The organism is [Limnothrix rosea] IAM M-220, from assembly GCF_001904615.1.
Lineage (GTDB): Bacteria > Cyanobacteriota > Cyanobacteriia > Cyanobacteriales > MRBY01 > MRBY01.
This window is the reverse complement of record NZ_MRBY01000009.1, coordinates 98,267-117,921: the sequence shown is the minus strand read 5'-3', so window position 1 is coordinate 117,921 and position 19,655 is coordinate 98,267. Positions and strand designations below refer to the sequence as shown.

The following is a 19,655-nucleotide window of genomic DNA, read 5'->3' as shown; positions in this document are numbered from 1 at the left end:
CACCACAAGCCAGTAAATACATCCTTTTCACTGACTTTTGCGTAATGGATAGCTTTGAAAGGGAGGTGCTGAAGGCGGAGGGATACTCAATAGGTTCATCCTCTCAGCGTCCAGTTAGTTTGACTTGCCATTGGAGGAACTGCCGTGGATTCTCAACTGAGTGCGTTTCTCGCTCTTGCCAATTTTCAGCTCGCATGGGAGAAGGTTGCGGCAAATAATGGCTGTGCAGGGGTTGATGGTCAAAGTGTTGCCCAATTCTCTCGCCATGAAAGTCGAAATCTAGCGCGGTTGCGTCAGTCGGTATCCAACGGGACTTATCGGGCTTTACCGTTACGGCAAATTTTTATCCCCAAGAAAAATAAAAGTTGGCGATCGCTGCGGGTTCCGGCAGTGAGAGATCGGATAGTACAGCAGGCTCTTTTAAATGTATTGCACCCTGTATTTGAGCCTCAGTTTGAATCCTGTAGTTTTGCCTATCGACCGGGAAGGTCACATCATATGGCGGTCGATCAGATTTCTGCTTGGCAGCGGCGGGGTTATCGCTGGGTATTGGACGCAGATATTGTGCAATATTTCGACAATGTGGAGCACCAAAGGTTATTGGCAGAGGTCGCAGAGCGGCTACCCAGAAAAATCGTCTCCGCAACCTTCACAGAATTAGTGCTGCATTTAGTCGAGCAGTGGATTTCGGTCGGGGTACTCACACCCGAAGGGTTGCTGTTACCGCAGAAAGGGATTCCCCAAGGTTCGGTGGTATCGCCGATTTTAGCGAATGTTTATCTCGATGATTTTGATGAGGCATTTCTGGATAGATCCCTGAAATTGGTGCGTTACGCAGACGATTTTGTGATTTTAGGGCGCAAGCAAAAGGAGATTATTAATGTTCGTCGAGAAGTCAGTGATCTGTTAGGGGAAATGGGGTTACAGCTACATCAGGAAAAAACTCACCTCACTGATTTCAAGCATGGGTTTCGGTTTCTTGGTCATGCTTTTGTGGGCGATCTCGTCGTTCCAGTACAAAAAAATAAACAACGCCACAAACAATCTTTCCTTGGGAAAGGTGGCCTTAGGCGGTCAGGGGTTTCAGCGGGTTATGCCACCCACCAAAAAGCTCAAGTCCCCCTTCCAAAGGGGGATTTAGGGGGATCCTACGTTCCGAGCATTGCGGATTTACGCATTGTCCATGCGGATCCGGTCAGTAAATCTTCGCCACTACAGGGGGCTTTAGTCGATGCATTGAAAAAATCTCAGCAACCCATCCCGCCGCCATTGTTTGTGGTGTTGGGCTATCGGGTGCGGCAAGAAAAACGGGTTGAAATTATTTCACAGGAGTCTATCTGGAGGGAAGGTATGTCTACGTTGTATTTGGTCAATCAGGGCACAACGGTCAAAAAGGAGCATGGGCGTTTTCTGGTGAAGGAGCCGAAAGAAACGCTCTTTGAGATTCCCTCGCGGGAGGTCAAACGGTTATTGGTGTTTGGGAATGTTCAGCTCACGACGGCGGTGATTACGGAATGTCTGGATCTACAGATTCCGGTGTTGTTTTTGTCGCAGTTGGGTCAGTACAAGGGGCATCTCTGGAGTGCGGAATATGATGATATCTCTGTAGAAATGGCTCAATATCAGCGGCAAGGGGATGAGTCTTTCCGGTTAGAGACGGCGCGAAATATTGTGATTGGAAAGTTGGCAAATTCTCAGCGTTTACTATGGCGACTAAATCGTAAGCGTCAAAACGAAGTAGTCCAGAAAGCTATTGAGGGTCTAGATAATGACATGGCTACGGCGGAACAAGTGACCGCGTTAGATGCGCTTCGGGGTTGTGAGGGGGCAGGGGCAGCTCGTTATTTCAAGGCTCTGGGGCAGCTCATTACGAATGAGGCTTTTACTTTTGAGCAGCGTAATCGTCGTCCACCGAAAGATCCGGTTAATTCTCTTTTGAGTTTTGGTTATACGCTTCTGTTCAATAATGTCTTGAGCTTGCTTTTGGCGGAGGGTTTAAATCCTTATCTCGGTCATTTGCATGGTTCTGAGAAAAAGAAAATGTTTCTCGCCTTCGATCTAGTGGAGGAGTTTCGGTCGCCCATTGTGGATAGTTTGGTGATGCGACTGATTAATCAAAAGTTTTTTAAGCCGACGGATTTTACTTGGCCGAACAAAGAAGGCGGTATTTATCTCAATGATGTGGCGCGTCGTCCTTTCCTAAAGCATTTTGAGAAGCGGCTGTCTCTGGAGCTTTCTCACCCTGATGTACAGTCTCCGGTTTCTTATCGACGGATTATTCAGCTACAAATTCAGCGCTATAAGCAGGCATTACTAAGCGATATTCCCTATGTTCCCTACCGCAAGGTCTACTGATGTTGGTTTTAGTGGTTTACGATATTCCGGATAATAAGCGGCGAACGAAGCTAGCGACTTTTTTGGAGGGTTATGGGCGGCGAGTGCAAAAGAGTGTGTTTGAGTGTTTTCTGACGCGGCAGGAAATGCAAGCGTTGCACTGTGCTGTGGAGCAGCGTATTGATGTGACGGAGGATAATGTCCGATTTTATTGGATTCCTGCGGACGCTTTGTCAAGGGCTTTGACTTTAGGCAGCTCTCCGCCTGAGCCACCACCAGATTTTTATATTATCTAATGTAAAAATGCCGTCGCGTGGAGAAATTTTTAGGTAAACTTAGCGTAATTCGGCTGTGCTGCCATAGGTAGGCAGATCGCTGAAACCCCTATTCTTTCGTTGACCTATGGCAAATGCTTGTACAGCAAGGGTTCTAGCCGTTGTTTTTTTCGATTTTGATGATTTTTGGGTGCGATTTTCGCTTGATTTTCGACCTATGGCAAATCACGGGGTTGAAAGTCAGTCACAGCAAGGGCTCAAAAATGGGTCTCTTTCCTAACCCACACCCCGCAAGGGGACTGAAACGCCCAGTTCATTCGCAAGGTCACCAACTGTAGCGTTGGGATTCTTTCCTAACCCACACCCCGCAAGGGGACTGAAACGTTAGGTTGCTTAGGTTCCACGACATCGCATTACACTTTCCTAACCCACACCCCGCAAGGGGACTGAAACCAGAAATAATCCCTAGTGAAAATAGCATGAATAGAAGGCTTTCCTAACCCACACCCCGCAAGGGGACTGAAACGTCACCAACAATGTTAGTGTTGTCGATGTCAGAGTCAAAACACCTTTCCTAACCCACACCCCGCAAGGGGACTGAAACACCCCTATTTTTGCAATAAGTGGTATGCCAGCGTTGCCGCTTCTTTCCTAACCCACACCCCGCAAGGGGACTGAAACTGTCCAAGAACTTTAAAGCCAACATCTGTTGTGCCGCTTTCCTAACCCACACCCCGCAAGGGGACTGAAACTTTGATATCTCGTGGATCATAGGATATTTTTGTTCCCCTTTCCTAACCCACACCCCGCAAGGGGACTGAAACAATAATAACAGCTAGAACTGTGTTGTAGTCAATAGACATGGTCTTTCCTAACCCACACCCCGCAAGGGGACTGAAACGATGCGCTTACAGGCATACCGAAAACCAAACCAAATCTTTCCTAACCCACACCCCGCAAGGGGACTGAAACCGACGCTTTTTTGAACGGGAACAAACTGATCATCTGTACTTTCCTAACCCACACCCCGCAAGGGGACTGAAACACAACATGCTCCAACAGACATGGATGGTCGTTCAGCTTTCCTAACCCACACCCCGCAAGGGGACTGAAACAGCTTCTTCCAGTAACCCACTTCTCCTTGCGGGAGAATCTTTCCTAACCCACACCCCGCAAGGGGACTGAAACACAACATGCTCCAACAGACATGGATGGTCGTTCAGCTTTCCTAACCCACACCCCGCAAGGGGACTGAAACAGCTTCTTCCAGTAACCCACTTCTCCTTGCGGGAGAATCTTTCCTAACCCACACCCCGCAAGGGGACTGAAACATGCAATACCATTCGGAGGCAGTGCAGTAGCACCAAAGCTTTCCTAACCCACACCCCGCAAGGGGACTGAAACTAATTAATTTAGATGATTCAGCTTTTATTCTAATAAAATCCTTTCCTAACCCACACCCCGCAAGGGGACTGAAACAGGCTAAGGAAACACTCGTCGTACCTCCTTTACGACACTTTCCTAACCCACACCCCGCAAGGGGACTGAAACCCTGCCCCCGATTCAACATCGTCAGTGATAACGGGACTTTCCTAACCCACACCCCGCAAGGGGACTGAAACATTCAACGGATTCAACGGATTCGACAATCTGAATTTCAACTTTCCTAACCCACACCCCGCAAGGGGACTGAAACAGATCAACATTGTTTTCTTGAGGGTCATTTTCGTACCCTTTCCTAACCCACACCCCGCAAGGGGACTGAAACTGCGATCGTTCAGCTCGTCTTCAAAGTTTTCCAAACTCTTTCCTAACCCACACCCCGCAAGGGGACTGAAACTTATTTGTTTATTTTTGTTTAAATACAGTTTTGTGAAACCCTTTCCTAACCCACACCCCGCAAGGGGACTGAAACAGTTTAATACTTCGTGGTAAAGAGCCTTCATAGTTAGAAAGATCCTTTCCTAACCCACACCCCGCAAGGGGACTGAAACAATAAGATTGCGTAATAGTATTAGCAACCTTTAAATCTACCTTTCCTAACCCACACCCCGCAAGGGGACTGAAACCTTCATAATGGTCGACAGATCCGGTGAATAGGCTTTTTCCTCTTTCCTAACCCACACCCCGCAAGGAGACTGAAACCATGGAGATGTTTTGCGTAAATTGTTAAACAATTACCCCTTTCCTAACCCACACCCCGCAAGGGGACTGAAACACGCGCCCACTATATTTGACGATTAAGCCTGCTGGTGTCTTTCCTAACCCACACCCCGCAAGGGGACTGAACAGGCAAGGTAATGTGTGTTCCGATGATTGGTCGTGGGCGCATCTCGATGTCGCCCTTACATAAATGGTGATATTAGGGTTTTTCGCAAGATATTTTTCAGCAATGAAAAAATCCCTTTTTGAATTTCAGTCCCCCAAAGGATACCGAAATCTTGAATTCTGCCCTCGAAAAGTGAGAGATGAAGGAAAGAAAAAAGAAGAAAATCTAAAGATTACTTTTGTTGAGCAAGTATTGGCCCACGAGTTTCAGCCTTAGTTGAGCAGAAAAAGTCAAAGCCACTGAACTTGTCTCCTAAAATTAAAAAACGACCCGACACTAGAATGATGACCAAGCAACAAGTGCTCGACCTTTTAGCTGAAAATAAAGCCCTACTTCAAGAACAGTACGGCGTAACAAAATTAGCCTTGTTTGGTTCTACTGCAAGGGATACCGCCACCGACAAAAGTGATGTAGACATTTTGATTAGCTTTGAAGGCAAAGCCACCGCGAAAAGATATTTTGGCGTACTCTTTCACCTCGAAGACCTTTTAAACTGTCCCGTTGATCTGGTGACAGAAAATGCCCTGCGTCCCGAACTGCAACCCTACATCGATGCAGAAAAGATTTATGTCTAGAAATACTCCGGCGAGGGAATGGCGATTTTATATTGACGATATGATTCGCTTTACCGAAAAAGTCCAACGTTACACCCAGGGTCTTGACCAAGAAAGCTTTATTCAGAGCGAACTGTATTACGACGCAACTCTCAGAAATCTGGAACTCATCGGTGAAGCCGCAACCAATATTCCACAGGACGTTCGAGCAAAATATCCAGTAATCCCTTGGCGACAAATCATCGCCACTCGTAACCGCATTATTCATGAGTATCTCGGCATAGACGATGACATTATCTGGAGCATCATTACCGACGAAATTCCGGGGCTACTTGTGGAACTCCAGAACCTAAAACAGACCGATGGCATCTAGAGATTTAGTCGCTTCGAATAAGAAATAGAATTCCTTTTTCACTAGAAATTAGTGTAAGTGGCGTAACCTTCTGAAACCCCTTCCGGCCTAAGGCCACCTTCCCCAAGGAAGGACACTAGAAACCCTCTAGAACTTATTCGGAATGATCATATTCGAGATTACTGAGCGATCGCCGAGCGCGTTTTAGGTAGGTTTTGGCAGTTTCATAATGAATGCCGAGGTCAAAGGCGATGTCCTGCAAAGATTCTCCTCGTTCTCTGCGTGCAAAGATCAATGCCCAAAGCTCCGTTATCCGTTGGGTGCGATCGCCCTGATACTTTTGCCGTTGAGCCGAAAATAGTTCTCTTAAACTTTCCACCCGTTGCAAGAAAAGCTGCTCGTCTAGATCAATGAGAACAGGTAAATCCACTTGTCCTGAAACCGTAAAACCAAGCCCAAAGGACGTTTTGTGACCCGTCCCGCAATAGGGCGCAAATGACCCCAGAGCCGAAAATAAACACCAAAAGTTTTTCTGATTCTTCCCCTCCGGTCGCACCGCAAACTGCACAGAACCGATAAACCCCGTCACTGCGCCTGCTTTCCCTGCTGCAACAGAGCGTGTTTCGATGCGGTGCTGCCGAATAACGACAAACTCATCCACCCAATCCAAAAAATTATTGGTCTCGACCGCAAACCCCGAAAAATCCTGCCATCGCCGTAAATAACTCTGAAAAATATTGCGGGGCAGCGGCAACGGTAAATGTCCACCGCGACGACGAAACCCAGTAGGGGATAGAAAACTCAAGGTCACTTTATCCCGCAATTTTTTTCGCCATAAACCCTGATAGGTATTGGGCTGTAGGCTCACACTGACTCGCTCAATGGTTAGCTCAGTAACTTTGCCGCTCCCTAGCCACAGCAGCGATGGCTTCACTGCCCACAGCCATGCCAACACCCCATCCACTGCTTCTGGGGACAATAGGTGCAATGACCATTCATGGCGATCGCCGGCTACGAGACGGAGATTTTCGGCGACAGTGCCGCCCCCTAAACGCGACATGGAAAAAGGTTTTTCGGATTGCCCGTCGTGGAGATAGGTGGACAAGGGGGGATTGTAATCTTGGATTTGGTTGAGAAACCAAGCGTGTAAACCCTTTGCGTAATGCGCCCTCAACACAAAATCCTGCTGGGCGCACAGTTCAAAGCGTAGCCCCACCATATCCGTGTGCTTGCGCTTGGATAATTTCATCAAATCAAGCTGCACCGCCATATCCAGACAACTCTCTCGTCACAAAGGTCTCTATAACTTTACAGGTCTTCCCCGCAGGCTTTCTCAATGTCTGAAGGGCGATCGCCTCACAAAGCCTCGCGGAAACAACCTTTAGTATTTATTTCTTTTTTCTCCTTAATAATCTGTCGTTCTCAGTTCAGAATTTTCAATTTCGGTACTCTTTGGGGGACTGAAATTGAAAAAGGTATTTTTTCGTCGATTAAAATTTGAGGTTTGCGAACAACTCCTACGTCGCCGTCATTTATGTAGGAGCGTCATCGGGATGCGACCATGACTAACCATTGGGACACATAGGTTAGTCCCCTTGAGGAGTAAGTCAAAAAAGTCCCCCTTTCAAACAAAAGATAAAGATAGTTTTTGTCCTTCCTTGGGGAAGGTGCCCGAAGGGCGGAAGGGGTGTCAGTAGGTTACGGAACTATGTTTTGGCTTGTCTAGGCTCTGTTTTTAGCGGAGTTTATGGAGAATCCCCCCTAGCCCCCCTTAGAAAAGGGGGGAGTCTCAATTTCAGTCCCCTTGCGGGGTGTGGGTTAGGAAAGCGTCGGTGACCAAACTGCTACTGGCGGTAATGGCGGGTTTCAGTCCCCTTGCGGGGTGTGGGTTAGGAAAGGTCAAAAAACGAGAGCGCTATGATGGTTGCAAATGGGAAGGGTTTCAGTCCCCTTGCGGGGTGTGGGTTAGGAAAGTTTTGATTGGTTTAGGAATCTCTGTAGGTATCGCTGCGTGTTTCAGTCCCCTTGCGGGGTGTGGGTTAGGAAAGGATTATTCCGCACGACAAACAGGTGCCGGACTATATACAAGTTTCAGTCCCCTTGCGGGGTGTGGGTTAGGAAAGGATTTACAATCTTGTTCTCATGGCGGCTCGCACGAAAGGGTGGTTTCAGTCCCCTTGCGGGGTGTGGGTTAGGAAAGCAGAAACTCTAACTACTTTAAGCAGTGGTCTAGCTGTTTCAGTCCCCTTGCGGGGTGTGGGTTAGGAAAGCGACATGGGTAACGGTGCTTCTCTCACTTTCCAAGGTGAGTATGTTTCAGTCCCCTTGCGGGGTGTGGGTTAGGAAAGCTGAAACTAACGAACGCCCAACGGGTGATGACAATCACCGTTTCAGTCCCCTTGCGGGGTGTGGGTTAGGAAAGAATTGCTATTTCTGAAGTCTTGTTAAACACCATTCTAAAGTTTCAGTCCCCTTGCGGGGTGTGGGTTAGGAAAGAGTTGCCACCACATCTTTCAGTTGCGCACAAAAAAGTGATATTATCTGGAGTTTCAGTCCCCTTGCGGGGTGTGGGTTAGGAAAGGACATGAACCACGCTGAACGCAATGCAGACATGTTGCTAAGTTTCAGTCCCCTTGCGGGGTGTGGGTTAGGAAAGGGGTGTGGATCTAACTACTGCTCAAAACTTGATGGATGTTTCAGTCCCCTTGCGGGGTGTGGGTTAGGAAAGGATCATGACTCTTGTTAGCTATGCACCTATTGCAAGAGCAGTTTCAGTCCCCTTGCGGGGTGTGGGTTAGGAAAGGGGTATTAAATTATCAAACCAAGTTGTGGGCTTAAAGTTTCAGTCCCCTTGCGGGGTGTGGGTTAGGAAAGGATGAAGACAGTCGTTATTATGGCGTGAAGTATTTTATATGTTTCAGTCCCCTTGCGGGGTGTGGGTTAGGAAAGCTTGTAATCTTTTGTAATCTTCTTGGAGCAGCTCAGGTTTCAGTCCCCTTGCGGGGTGTGGGTTAGGAAAGAATTGCTATTTCGAGGACGGTGCTGGCAACGGAACGGGGTTTCAGTCCCCTTGCGGGGTGTGGGTTAGGAAAGAAGCTGCAAACAAAGCAGAAGTGGTAATCGAGTATGGTTTCAGTCCCCTTGCGGGGTTTGGGTTAGGAAAGGCTCTAGGTCTAGCCGTTACCGCGTCTTTAGCTGCAGTTTCAGTCCCCTTGCGGGGTTTGGGTTAGGAAAGTTCAAGGTGGCCACACAATTACCGAAAACGGTGAAATGCGTTTCAGTCCCCTTGCGGGGTTTGGGTTAGGAAAGGCTCAGGTATTCAAAATCAGTACTTGGAGAGCTTGTGTTTCAGTCCCCTTGCGGGGTTTGGGTTAGGAAAGAAAGCTAATTGATGCACAGCAACAAGAGCAGTGCCAAAATCGTTTCAGTCCCCTTGCGGGGTTTGGGTTAGGAAAGAGACCCATTTTTGAGCCCTTGCTGTGACTGGCTTTCAACCCCACGATTTGCCATAGGTCGAAAATTAAGCGAAAATCGTGCCCAAAAATCATCAAAATCGAAAATTTTAATGGCTAGAACCCTTACTGTACCAGCATTTGCCATAGGTCAACGAAAGAATGGGGGTTTCAGCGATCTGCCTACCTATGGCAGCAGAGCCAAGTTGCCTTCAGTTTACCAAAGATTTTCCGATGCGCAACATCAAAAAGACAACGGCAGAGACAACCTCCGAGGAAACTGCGACGCAGAAAAACTAGACCCCGCCGTGAGCCGCCCAATACCCTGCTGCATAAATTCCCCCAGACTCTCCCAAAAATCCCCATACTCAGCGTGGGTGACAGGATTCATACCGTGGGCAAGGATCGAAAAATTCCGAAACTGGAGCTTATTTAATAACCTGTCCTTGTATTCCCCATAAAGCTCACCGAGAGGTTCATCCGACAACTCCCGCAACAGCTCATAACTGGGGATTAGCCCGATTTGAATCTTGCCATTACGATTATTGCGCCGCGCCCCATACCGCCCCCGTAGAGCTTTTGGCAACATCTCCAGCTCCAGATCACCCGTTTTAATTTGATATTCCTGCCAGAGCCGCACCTGCCCCAACAGCTCGATCGCCCGATAGAGCCGCGCCACCGCATCATCAAACCTTTGCTGGGACGCACGCCGTTCTGCATTAAACAACAGATCCTGCACAATCTCGTAACCATGACCCTTGATGCCATTCTTCCCCTCAAAACGATCATCCACTGCCGGAGCAATAAACTGCCGACTGCCAATCACCCGCTTGAGAAATAGCACCAAATCTTTTGTACTAGGTTGGCTCAAAAAAGGTTCCAGATAACCCCAAGCCTCACCATGGTCAAAGCGATCCCAGAGGTCTAAACCCACACAAAAATTGAGATGAGCTTCAACTGACCCCAGATCCGCAGATTCTGTATCCCGCAGGAGTACCTCAAGGGCGGCGATCGCCGCAGGGTAGTTGTATTGACCCAGAAAACGCGGCAAATCCTGCTCCAACACCCGCTGAATCGTTAACCCCGTCACCGTTGCCCGTCGTACCCGTTCGCCCCGTTCCACTTTGATGAGATTCGTGCGCTGCGCCGTGGTGATGTAAACCCGTAGGTCATAATCGAGGGCGACAGTTGCCAACGCCACAGACATTGTTTTTGTGCCGCCCGTGTAATCCGCCACCAGTTCAGCCGTCGTTGCCGCCGCCTGAATTTCCCGTACCTTCTCACTAATCTTTTGATAGCCTTCCGAGAGATCATCAGGATTTTTTAGGAGCACTACATCCCGATCCGGGTCAAAATCGCTTAAACCCAGCTGAGTCGGGATATTCGGCAACCTTTCGAGAACTTCCGCCCCGCGCCGCACTTCACAAGGTTTACCATCACCTGTCACCTGAGAGATGCTTCCCCGCTGCCCACCAGAACAAATAAAGATAGTGCGATTTGGCTGTAGAGATTGGATCGAAGTGGCGATCGGTTGATGGGAGCCACCCACAGTGATGAGGAGAATTTTTGTCATGGCAAATAAAGACCTTTGCTAGTCTATGCACTCTAAATTTCTACTTTTTTGTTTATTGTTTGTAACCGAAGCCTTTTTCTAATTGCGCCACAGTGGACCATTCTTTTGTTTCTCCTCCTGACGCGGATCTAGAGGTAGACCTCCACCATCGGCTAAACTCGGTAAACTCAGGCGATCGCCCGCTTCATTGTCCGTAAACCATTCGTAATTTTTTCCGTCAGAATTAATGTCTTTTTCCCGACGAGGATAATGGGTTGGTAAACCATCTTCAAAGCCCGTCAAAGAACGACGGAAGGCAGTAATAAAAGGCACATTTTCAAAAGAAACCTGGTACGCAGACTCGACCGCCGCAGTGTAAGCAGAAATTAATTTAGTTTTGTCGAATTCGGAAGGCTTAACAGATCGCAGAGAACCATAAAATTCCTGCCAATCTTCTCCGTTACGCAAATCAGTTTTTGTGATTTCTAAACGAACACTACCAAAACCTAACGGCTTACCACCGCCTAATCGATGAAAAGCATTTTCCGGTTGATTTAGTAGCCATAACAAAGCACCCAACTCAACTGTTGAAAGATTAATGACATCAAGATCAAACGAGAATTCAGTACCGGGATTGACCCAACTTTTAATCGACTTGTTTTGCGAATCTCGCTCACCATTAGAACGTCGATATTCTTTTGAAACATCTTCAGTGGAACTATCCCAATAACCTTCAGGTAAAGACGAGTGGTGCGGGTAAACCTTCCGTCCCCTTAGTCCCCGTGCTTCGCTTTCATAACCATATTTCTTCTCTTGTGGTTCCTTTCCATCATTGGCAATAGGTGATCCTTTTTTATCTTCAGCAGCATAAAAGCGAGTTTGAGCCGGCTTCGGTTCCCCCAGAATTGCCAGAGGTACACCCAACTCCCCAAGATCATTATTAATAGCCTGATCAATTGGTGTGCTGCACTCGATACTATGGACTCTTAATTGCCCTTTATAAGCATTGTTCTTTGAATCTTTCTTCTTCGGTTTACGATTATTTTGATTCACCCAGCCGAACACTCGATCAGCCGGAGACAGTTCATTAAAATCTACCGCTGGTTGCAAAGAATCAGATAACAAATTAATTGGTTTTTTGTCATACAATCGCCGCGAAATAGTTACGGGTTGCAGCGCAATAATATCGCGAGATTGTAAATCGTCAGGATTATAGTTTTCGTCTAGCTCAACGTAACAGAGGATACCCTCAGTAAGCTGGCACTGATTCGGATCGAATACATGGCGTGACCATGCTGTTTCGCCGGGTTTAAATCCAAGATAATCACGAGGAGATTGCCCTTTATTTTCCCGTTCTGTCAAATCTTTTTTATGGGTTTTCTGATAGTCAGAAATTAAGTTCTCCCAGAGCTCTGTAATTGCTGGTGTGATTTTAATTGCTGGATCTTCAGTATCTGAATGTTGAATAAATACTCGTTCATTTTGTTTCGTACTGATATTTGCCCCTGTGACACAGACCCAGCCAAACTTCCAATCGCCACCCGGCTGATTATTAGAATTCCATGGTTCAATTTTTGTTACTTTACCTTTGCTGAGTAGAACCCTGACGCGATCGCCATGTTGGGGTAAAGCTCTGTTTGGATATTTAACAGAAGCTCGCCCTCGCTCACCTTTGTCAATAGCACGGCTATTTTTATCGTATCTAGGTAACTTCGCTGCACCTCCAATACAGCTTGCTCTTGGTTCCTCTAGAATTCTGAGATACAACCCATCATTACGTTGTTCAACTCGTGCGGGTTTAGCTGTCGTGCCTTCTCGTGCATCCATTCGATAAGCCAACCGTTTGTCATGTTTATCAAGAACAGCCAAGCGCGAATTTGTAATCGCCTCATAGGCCGATCGCAGCATTCCTTTAAGAGAAGTCGCGGGTAAATAGGGCTGGCCGTCTGCTTCTAATCGCACCGGATAGGTTTTGTGATCATTCTCTTCGGTCATCTCTGCGGCATCGGGAATCAGCAGAGGAGTCACAGTGGTGAGCTTCATCGAAATTCGACCCGACCAATATTCCGGTAAATATCGTCCATGACCCTTGGGGCGGCGATCGCCCAACTCTCCTTCAATTCCATCTCTGGGTAAAGCAGGCACAAAATTATAGGGATTGTGGAAATGATCTGACGTGTCATTGTTAGAGGATTCCGCATTACTTTCTTGAATGGATACTTCACCTTTTTCGCGGAAATTTAGAATTTGCTTGTCTTTAATTTCAAATTCAACCTCTAAAGTTCCCTGTTCCAGTTCTTCAAGTTTTTGACGTAAATTTGGAGAGATTTCATCTTTGGAAATTGACTGAAATGACCAGCTAGTATACTCGCCTTCTGGACTGGTGTAAGAAAAGGAAAACTCAAAAGACTTTTTTACATTGCCTTTCTTATTTTTTTTGCTTTTGATCCTTAAAGTGCTAATTTCCATCACGCTACCTCCATATTCAATAAACGTTCTTCAATAACTGCGTAATTACCACATTGATCCTCTGCGGCGAGATACTCCTTCGTTTTTAGATAAATCCGTTGGTGCTTTTCTAGGGTTTGTTCACAGGGAATATCCAATTTGCCAATACGAGCCTCGGCTAACCGTTGCCAACCTTCTGCTTTCGGTTGATTCTTCGCTTTTTCGCCCCAGACAATATATTGCTGAGATAAAGGCTCACATTTTTGATTTTTCTCTGTAAAAGCTTCAAGGGATAATTGTGACTCTGATAGAAAAACAGTCTTGCCATTTCCGTTAGTTTGATTTAACCAACGTAGTTCGCAGTTTGAATTAAAAATTCTTGCTTCAAAAACATCTTGAATGCCTAGAATTCGACTACCAGAAGAGTTTGTCAATTGACTATTTTTGAGTATGGCAATTTGACAAGTTTGGGGGGAATAAAGTAGGGCGATCGCCCCCTCTAAAGATTCACGACCGATGGCGATCGCCGCTTCTAAGGTCATTAAATAATTACTTGCGTAACTATAGAGCGTTGTTTCTATTGTGCTGTTCATGCTGCCTCCTGATTTTGAGAATTCTGAGTAATCCAGTCTTGCCAAGCTATTGTTAAATCACGTAATAACTCATCACCAAGATTTAATAAATTCGCATCAATATTTTGTTTATTCTCAATATCATGCAAGCCATCAATAGGACTAGAATTAAGTTTCATTTCTGTCACCGCAACCGTTCCCATACCGCGATTCGTGCCATAGCCAATGGGGATCTTTCGATTAGCAAAGTCACGCAGAACAAGAAGTAAAAGGGCGATCGCCGGTTTTACTAACTCTGAATTTGACCCATACTTTTGTAATCGCGCTAAATCTAAACGAATACCAATCGACTCCCACTTAACGCCGATGGGTTCGAGTACGCTGTAAAGCATTCCTTCTGCTGCGCCACCAGTCCAACGATCAACCGCCACGTGCATCGCCGGTTGTAATGTCTGAAAAGGATTGTCGCCATTCGCCGTGTCTAGGGCAGTGCCGAGAGTCTTTTTTAAATCCCGAAACTCCTCATTCTCCGTTTTAGCGGCATTCTCGACAGCCGACCAATTTTCCGCCGTCATCGCCAGAGTGGCATAGCAATCATCAACGAAAAGCACGCCAATATTCCCTTGAGATTGTTGTTTATTACCCTTTGGAACTGGTTTATTTTTTTTCTTCTCAGCAGACCCGAAAAGCTTATTAACTAATTCCAATTCAACTTGCTTAAGAAAATCGTCTTGAGTTGATTTGTGGCAAACAGTGCGGACAATTCGTTCGGCATGGGCACGTAAAACCCCCTTAATTGAGCTGCCCGGAATCACAAACCGCACATCGGAATTAACCTGACTAACGAGGGGCAAAATATCAACGGCAATGCCATCTCCTTCGGCTTTTACCATCACCGGATCTTTCGGCTGCCAACCAATCTCAAGGCTTAACTGAGACGGCGATCGATAAGGTTCTAAATTTGGCTTGATTTCCTCTTCCCATTTCACCTTCAGATTTTGACTAAGTAGCGAATTAAAAAGACCTTTTGCATTACCTAATTGGTGTTTTCTAATGGTGAGTTTGTCTAACTTAATTTTTCCTAGACCACGGGTTTTTGCTGCCCCAATGCGAATATCACCATGTCCTAAAGCCTGCAGTAGTTGCCAAAGTTCATTGGGTTCCTGACCGTTTTGGCAGTCAAAGGTGATTTCTAAAGGAAATGTGATGCCTTTTGGCAGAATCGCGCGACTATATTTTGCCTTGTCAGCGGCAGCTCCTGTGTGGCGATCTATGCCCACACCTTCACGAATTTCGATATTAGGATTGTCTTTAATTTCGGCATCATCAATGATGATAAAACTGGCTCCTCGTTTGTCATTTTCGTGATCGCCCCAAATTTTTTTGAGATCGTCATCATCAAGTATTCGTCCCATCCAACCGCGAAAGGCTCCTGCGAGGCTTGTGCCGGGAATGTAATATTTGCCGCGACCGTTAATAGCTAATGCTAAATCGGTGTCTGCATCGCCACCCATGCCACCCACATGAATCGGTGTTTCTGTTTTAACGATGCCGCTAATTTTCCAGCGAGTCTGAATGTGTCTTGCCATGGTTTATGCTGCCTCCTCGCGAATGTTGTCTTGTGCTTTCTCTAAATCCCGCTTGTGACCCCGGACGATGGCATCAACTAGAGTTCTAACGGCTTCTGCCCAGAGTTCAGTTTTTAGGCTTGACTTACCATCCTCCGTAATTTTGATTGACTGCCAGTTAATGTCAGAAAAATGCCTCCAAATAATTTGATCGTTCGTCACGAGCGTTCTGATTTTGTCGAGACCATCGTCGGTTTTATCCCATTTTTCTCTTCGGTTAGCCGTCTTTTTGAGGGCATCAAACCAACTCGTTACTTTGCTGATATCTTGGGGACTTTGGAGGTTACGGATAACAGATCTCAGACCTCCAAGCTGGCTCATGGATGGATGACTTTGATCGTCAGTAATTCTGAGTCCAAGAATTTCTTCTCGTTTTTCTGGATCTGCGGCGATCGCCAGTGCCATATCCTGAATTTTTTTACGCCATGCAGCTGTTTCAATGAGCCGGGCATATTCAAAAGATTTACTGTTACTGGCAATGGGTTGTGGTGGCGAAGAATCAGGCTGGGATTTTGAATCTTCTCGCTCTAATTTTGATAACTCTGCGGTGAGTAGTGGATCATTAAAGCTAATTTGTCCGTAACCTTCCACCCGGCGATCGCCAATGCCTTTTGCTTCTAACTCTGCTAATTTCTGTGGATTAATATCCCCCTCAACTTGATAAACCAGACAGCTCCCAGCTTGCCAACCGAGCATGGTCGGACGCGGCAGACCCCAACGCACTTGCCATGATTCATTACGCTGCGATCGCATCATCAGTGACATTAATTCGTCATCATCGCGTTTGGTGAGAGTAACCTGTAATTCTTTTTCTAAAACCTGTCGCAAAACCTCTGGATCGGTTGTGGGTTGCAGACGCTCATCCCGTAGCAGCACATCTGAGAGAAACCAAAGAGATAGCAGATTTCCCTTGAGGGATTTTTGAGTGGGTAAGGCTTCTGGACGCTCAACGGAAATTTTAATTTTGCCGTACTGATCTTTTTTTGACTGACCAATGCGTAAAATTCCATCGAGCTTATTCTGCCAGTCTTGTGTTTGATCAAGCTCTGTTTTCAGACTTTGAGGAATACGAATCTCCGCTCGAAAAATGGTGTTTATGGGAATCGCCTGATAGCTATAAACACCGCCGACATCACTGGTGGGTCGCTGCACTTCATCTTGAACAGTGTTGTGGGTATTAACTCCTAGTTTGATGCTGTGGTGATCAGGGAGCTGCTCGTCATCAAAAGCACCAACATATCCACCTCGTTCGCCTTTCAGTTGAATGCCCTTAGGTTCTGCTTCGACGAAACGGTTATAAACACTTTTCCCTTTGCTCAAGCCACCGCCAAGCTTTTTGCCAAATAAACAAAATGGCGTTGGTTTCCCTGCTCTTCCAGCTATTTCGACTGTGGCATTGGTAATGATGATTTGATTGGTGGCGATCGCCCCATTTAAATCTAGAGATTGACCAATTTTGCGGTGCAGATGACCAATGAAATAGCGTCCGGGAATGTAATCCAAAGATTCAACAACGTTACCGACAGTACGTTTGGGAATGACGACAGGAGAAAGTGTTTTAATTCTCAACGGAATGCGCCACCATGTTTCCGTATTGTTTACTGTTATTGGTTGGGGATTTTGAACAAGAAGAGAGTTATCTTCGTCCGCAGATTCTTCTTTGTTGAATGATGGCGGTTCTTCGATATCTGAATAATTATCTTTAAACCATCGCAACCATTTATCTCTACTCGCATCTGTTGTAATTTCGCAATTACCATTCCCCCGTCGTCGCTTACCGCCTAGTCTTTCTACGAGTTTTGTACCAGCAAGGATCAAAGCATAAACAATTTCTTTCGTCGTTTGGTCAACAGGTTCATATGGGGAAAAGTCTAGACCGATATCTGCATTCAATACCGCGCCCATTCTGACAACCTCCTCGAATCTCAGGCATTGAGGTTCAGCAGAACCAGTTTTTGGATCAATCGCAACACCGGGTTTAATGAAGGCGATCGCCTCTTTTAGTCCCTTCTTCGCTTTGAGGGCATCTCGCAAATCATTATCCAAATAGGCTGACCCAATGGAAACGACGGCGGGACGCGGGGCAGGTTCGATAGCTCCCTCAGCTAGAGCGGGTTGGTCACCGAAAATAAAATTAATCCAGTTATGCCATTGACCCGTTTTTTTGCCACCATCAAGGGCGATTGCCGCCTGCTCGCAACCATCCCGCAGAATCCCCGTTAAAGTTTTCGCTGGAATGTAAGGCAAATTATCGTGATCTCGCTGGACGGCACTATCAACTTCTCCATAACCATTACCAGAACCGACGTGCCAGTCACTGGTCATCTTTATTTGGATTGTGAAACTAAGATTTTGTGGTAACTGTGGCATTATTGATCATCTCCTGTTGTCCGGTTGTCGACATTTTCAGCATTTGTCAAAAAATCTCTAGCATCGAGGGCATCAAGGAAGGAAGTCGAATAATGATGATCACTGTCCTGATGAAATAGAGACTTTTGGGTTTGATCTTCTTCAAAGATTTGGGTGTGATAGCGTTGGCGAATGAGTTGATATTTAGCATCAGCGACTTTTTTATTAATATGCAACGCACTTCTAAGCTCACCACACTGGCTACGGGCTAACTTGGGTCGGTCTTTATATTTAGGATCAGTTTCGGAGCGATTGAGTTCTTCGATCTTTGTTGCCAGAGCTGACCAATCATGGCTTGCTGCCCATTGTTGCCCTGTATCTTCTGCTTCTTCTAATGCTTCACTCACCACATAGGGACGATTGTGGAGATAGACATTTTTTTCGGGTGTTAGGCGATCGCGAATCTCGTCAAAGTCTGCGCCACTACTGTCGTAGAGAATATGAAAGTCAATGGCAGAGCAGGGAAACGGCGTATTTTCCTCAATTTGATCAGTGGGTACACAAGTGACTGTTTCTTTGACTGTTTTGGCTGATTTGATCAGTCTTTCCGCGAGGTGATAGGCCACAGAGAACGGGAAATGGGGTTTGATAATAGATATGCCTGCACAAGCGGACAATTTACCCACACCAAATGCTTTTTTGGCGATCGCCTTAATATCCTTATGATCAGCAGTTTGCTTTTCAAACTCTTGCAAGAAAACCCGTGTGAATTCGAGGGCATATTCTCCGTGACAAACAACGGTTAGATCATCGCCACCAACAATCAGCGGCACGATTGGTATTGCTTTTTTGTCTTTTTCATCAGGTTTATCGTCAGCAAAAACACTAAGTGCTGACCGAAAAGCGGCTTCTGTACATTCATCCAGAGCGAGGGAAAAATCCCTGAACTTGTCAGCATAGATGCGATTATCTGTATCAATGTATTTATCCAGATTCAGGAAAATCTGCCCTAAGCCATTGCCATCAGCATGGACGATCGCCAGCCAAGATAACTCTTCTTCAAATTTTTCTAAATCATTGATAGTCCTAAAAAGTTGATAGGGTTTGGCGATCGCCTGCAATCTTTCGATGGCTTTGGGAGCGATTTCTCTTTTAACTGAACTAACTAGAGAAATTCTGCTGGGTGTTTTTCCGTCGTGTTCTTGTGCTTTCGTTAATTTTTCAAATGTGCCGGCAGGTAATTCACTAACGGCACAGTCAGCAATAATCGGTAATCTCAAAAATCGATTGATCGGTGATGGACGACCAGATCGCATCTTTTCAAATTCTTTGTGAACCTCGGCGATCGCCTGATGCAGAGAACCATCCTTGCCCCAATCTTCTACTGGAACAAATACACCAGCAATATCTAAGCCGGGTGCTTTTTTTAATGCTCTATGGGTAACTTGCCCAATAATTTTCTTTGCTATTTCCTCAGAACGAGTGAGCACCAATGCTTTGCCTGAAGCACCCACTAAAATTTCTGCATTTTGTGTTGGCGTTTCTTCTAATTTAGATTGACTGTTTAATGCTTTTCTAAATTCTTCAGAAGAAGAACATTTTTTAAAGCTTGTTTGTTGATTCACCTGATCTACAGCCCAACTTACCCAAAAAGTGCCAGCTTGATAGGTTAACTCTGAAGCACCGATATTCTCTTTGAGTTTATTGGTCGAAAAAATAAAATTTTGATTACCAGATGTTTCGAGAAGTACTAAATAATAATTCGCCATTTGTTCCAATCCATTGAGCAATTTACAAATCAAGTTCAATT

11 protein-coding genes and 2 CRISPR repeat arrays are annotated in these 19,655 nt (G+C 46.0%); of the genes, 4 read left to right on the top strand and 7 right to left on the bottom strand.

Translation table 11 applies throughout. From position 1 onward, the window contains the following. Window positions 1-144 precede the first annotated feature (144 nt). From cas1 to NIES208_RS05935, 4 genes are all read left to right on the top strand, one after another. Window positions 145-2,355: a CRISPR-associated endonuclease Cas1 gene (gene cas1 / locus NIES208_RS05955; RefSeq protein WP_075890713.1), complete on the top strand. Its 2,211-nt coding sequence runs from the start codon at window positions 145-147 to the stop codon at window positions 2,353-2,355. After that, window positions 2,355-2,630, top strand: a complete 276-nt coding sequence (cas2, locus tag NIES208_RS05950) for a CRISPR-associated endonuclease Cas2 (RefSeq protein ID WP_075890711.1) — start codon at window positions 2,355-2,357, stop codon at window positions 2,628-2,630. Before cas1 ends, cas2 begins: the two co-directional genes overlap by 1 nt. 250 nt (window positions 2,631-2,880) lie before the next feature. Next, window positions 2,881-4,900: a CRISPR direct-repeat array (repeat unit 35 nt; unit sequence CTTTCCTAACCCACACCCCGCAAGGGGACTGAAAC). Window positions 4,901-5,222: 322 nt separating this feature from the next. Then, on the top strand, window positions 5,223-5,513 hold the full coding sequence (locus tag NIES208_RS05940) for a nucleotidyltransferase family protein (RefSeq protein ID WP_075890707.1): 291 nt from the start codon (window positions 5,223-5,225) through the stop codon (window positions 5,511-5,513). Continuing rightward, window positions 5,506-5,865 (top strand): HepT-like ribonuclease domain-containing protein, encoded by a 360-nt coding sequence (locus NIES208_RS05935; protein ID WP_075890705.1) that lies wholly within the window; start codon window positions 5,506-5,508, stop codon window positions 5,863-5,865. The genes NIES208_RS05940 and NIES208_RS05935 overlap by 8 nt, the downstream gene beginning before the upstream one ends. Before the next feature lie 133 nt (window positions 5,866-5,998). Here NIES208_RS05935 and cas6 read toward each other — a convergent pair whose 3' ends face one another. The 7 genes from cas6 to NIES208_RS05900 form a co-directional block, all read right to left on the bottom strand. After that, a complete protein-coding gene (cas6, locus tag NIES208_RS05930) occupies window positions 5,999-7,114 on the bottom strand; it encodes a CRISPR-associated endoribonuclease Cas6 (RefSeq protein WP_075890703.1) in 1,116 nt (371 codons plus the stop codon). A gap of 522 nt (window positions 7,115-7,636) precedes the next feature. Then, a CRISPR array of direct repeats spans window positions 7,637-9,300; the repeat unit is 35 nt; unit sequence GTTTCAGTCCCCTTGCGGGGTGTGGGTTAGGAAAG. 240 nt (window positions 9,301-9,540) lie between these two features. Then, entirely contained in the window at window positions 9,541-10,869 is a 1,329-nt protein-coding gene (locus tag NIES208_RS05925; RefSeq protein ID WP_075890701.1) for a TIGR02710 family CRISPR-associated CARF protein, read from the bottom strand. Window positions 10,870-10,947: 78 nt separating this feature from the next. After that, the gene (locus NIES208_RS05920; protein ID WP_075890699.1) at window positions 10,948-13,317 is read right to left on the bottom strand and encodes a TIGR03986 family type III CRISPR-associated RAMP protein; all 2,370 of its coding nucleotides are present in this window, start codon (window positions 13,315-13,317) and stop codon (window positions 10,948-10,950) included. Further along, window positions 13,317-13,889 (bottom strand): type III-D CRISPR-associated protein Csx19, encoded by a 573-nt coding sequence (csx19, locus tag NIES208_RS05915; protein WP_075890697.1) that lies wholly within the window; start codon window positions 13,887-13,889, stop codon window positions 13,317-13,319. The genes NIES208_RS05920 and csx19 overlap by 1 nt, the downstream gene beginning before the upstream one ends. Continuing rightward, window positions 13,886-15,457 carry an RAMP superfamily CRISPR-associated protein gene (locus NIES208_RS05910; RefSeq protein WP_075890695.1) on the bottom strand — a complete coding sequence of 524 codons (1,572 nt, stop codon included), beginning with the start codon at window positions 15,455-15,457 and terminating at the stop codon, window positions 13,886-13,888. The genes csx19 and NIES208_RS05910 overlap by 4 nt, the downstream gene beginning before the upstream one ends. A gap of 3 nt (window positions 15,458-15,460) precedes the next feature. Further along, complete coding sequence (locus NIES208_RS05905; protein ID WP_216349364.1) at window positions 15,461-17,866, bottom strand: RAMP superfamily CRISPR-associated protein; 2,406 nt, start codon at window positions 17,864-17,866, stop codon at window positions 15,461-15,463. Beyond that, window positions 17,866-19,614, bottom strand: coding sequence for a Cas10/Cmr2 second palm domain-containing protein (locus tag NIES208_RS05900; protein ID WP_171971727.1), 1,749 nt, complete (start codon window positions 19,612-19,614; stop codon window positions 17,866-17,868). Before NIES208_RS05900 ends, NIES208_RS05905 begins: the two co-directional genes overlap by 1 nt. Window positions 19,615-19,655: the final 41 nt, after the last annotated feature.

Coding starts and splice junctions, on each gene's coding strand:
- cas2 (WP_075890711.1), top strand. CDS start 2,355: ATGTTGGTTTTAGTGGTTTACGATATTCCGGATAATAAGCGGCGAACG.
- NIES208_RS05940 (WP_075890707.1), top strand. CDS start 5,223: ATGACCAAGCAACAAGTGCTCGACCTTTTAGCTGAAAATAAAGCCCTA.
- NIES208_RS05935 (WP_075890705.1), top strand. CDS start 5,506: ATGTCTAGAAATACTCCGGCGAGGGAATGGCGATTTTATATTGACGAT.
- cas6 (WP_075890703.1), bottom strand. CDS start 7,114: ATGGCGGTGCAGCTTGATTTGATGAAATTATCCAAGCGCAAGCACACG.
- NIES208_RS05925 (WP_075890701.1), bottom strand. CDS start 10,869: ATGACAAAAATTCTCCTCATCACTGTGGGTGGCTCCCATCAACCGATC.
- NIES208_RS05920 (WP_075890699.1), bottom strand. CDS start 13,317: ATGGAAATTAGCACTTTAAGGATCAAAAGCAAAAAAAATAAGAAAGGC.
- csx19 (WP_075890697.1), bottom strand. CDS start 13,889: ATGAACAGCACAATAGAAACAACGCTCTATAGTTACGCAAGTAATTAT.
- NIES208_RS05910 (WP_075890695.1), bottom strand. CDS start 15,457: ATGGCAAGACACATTCAGACTCGCTGGAAAATTAGCGGCATCGTTAAA.
- NIES208_RS05905 (WP_216349364.1), bottom strand. CDS start 17,866: ATGCCACAGTTACCACAAAATCTTAGTTTCACAATCCAAATAAAGATG.
- NIES208_RS05900 (WP_171971727.1), bottom strand. CDS start 19,614: ATGGCGAATTATTATTTAGTACTTCTCGAAACATCTGGTAATCAAAAT.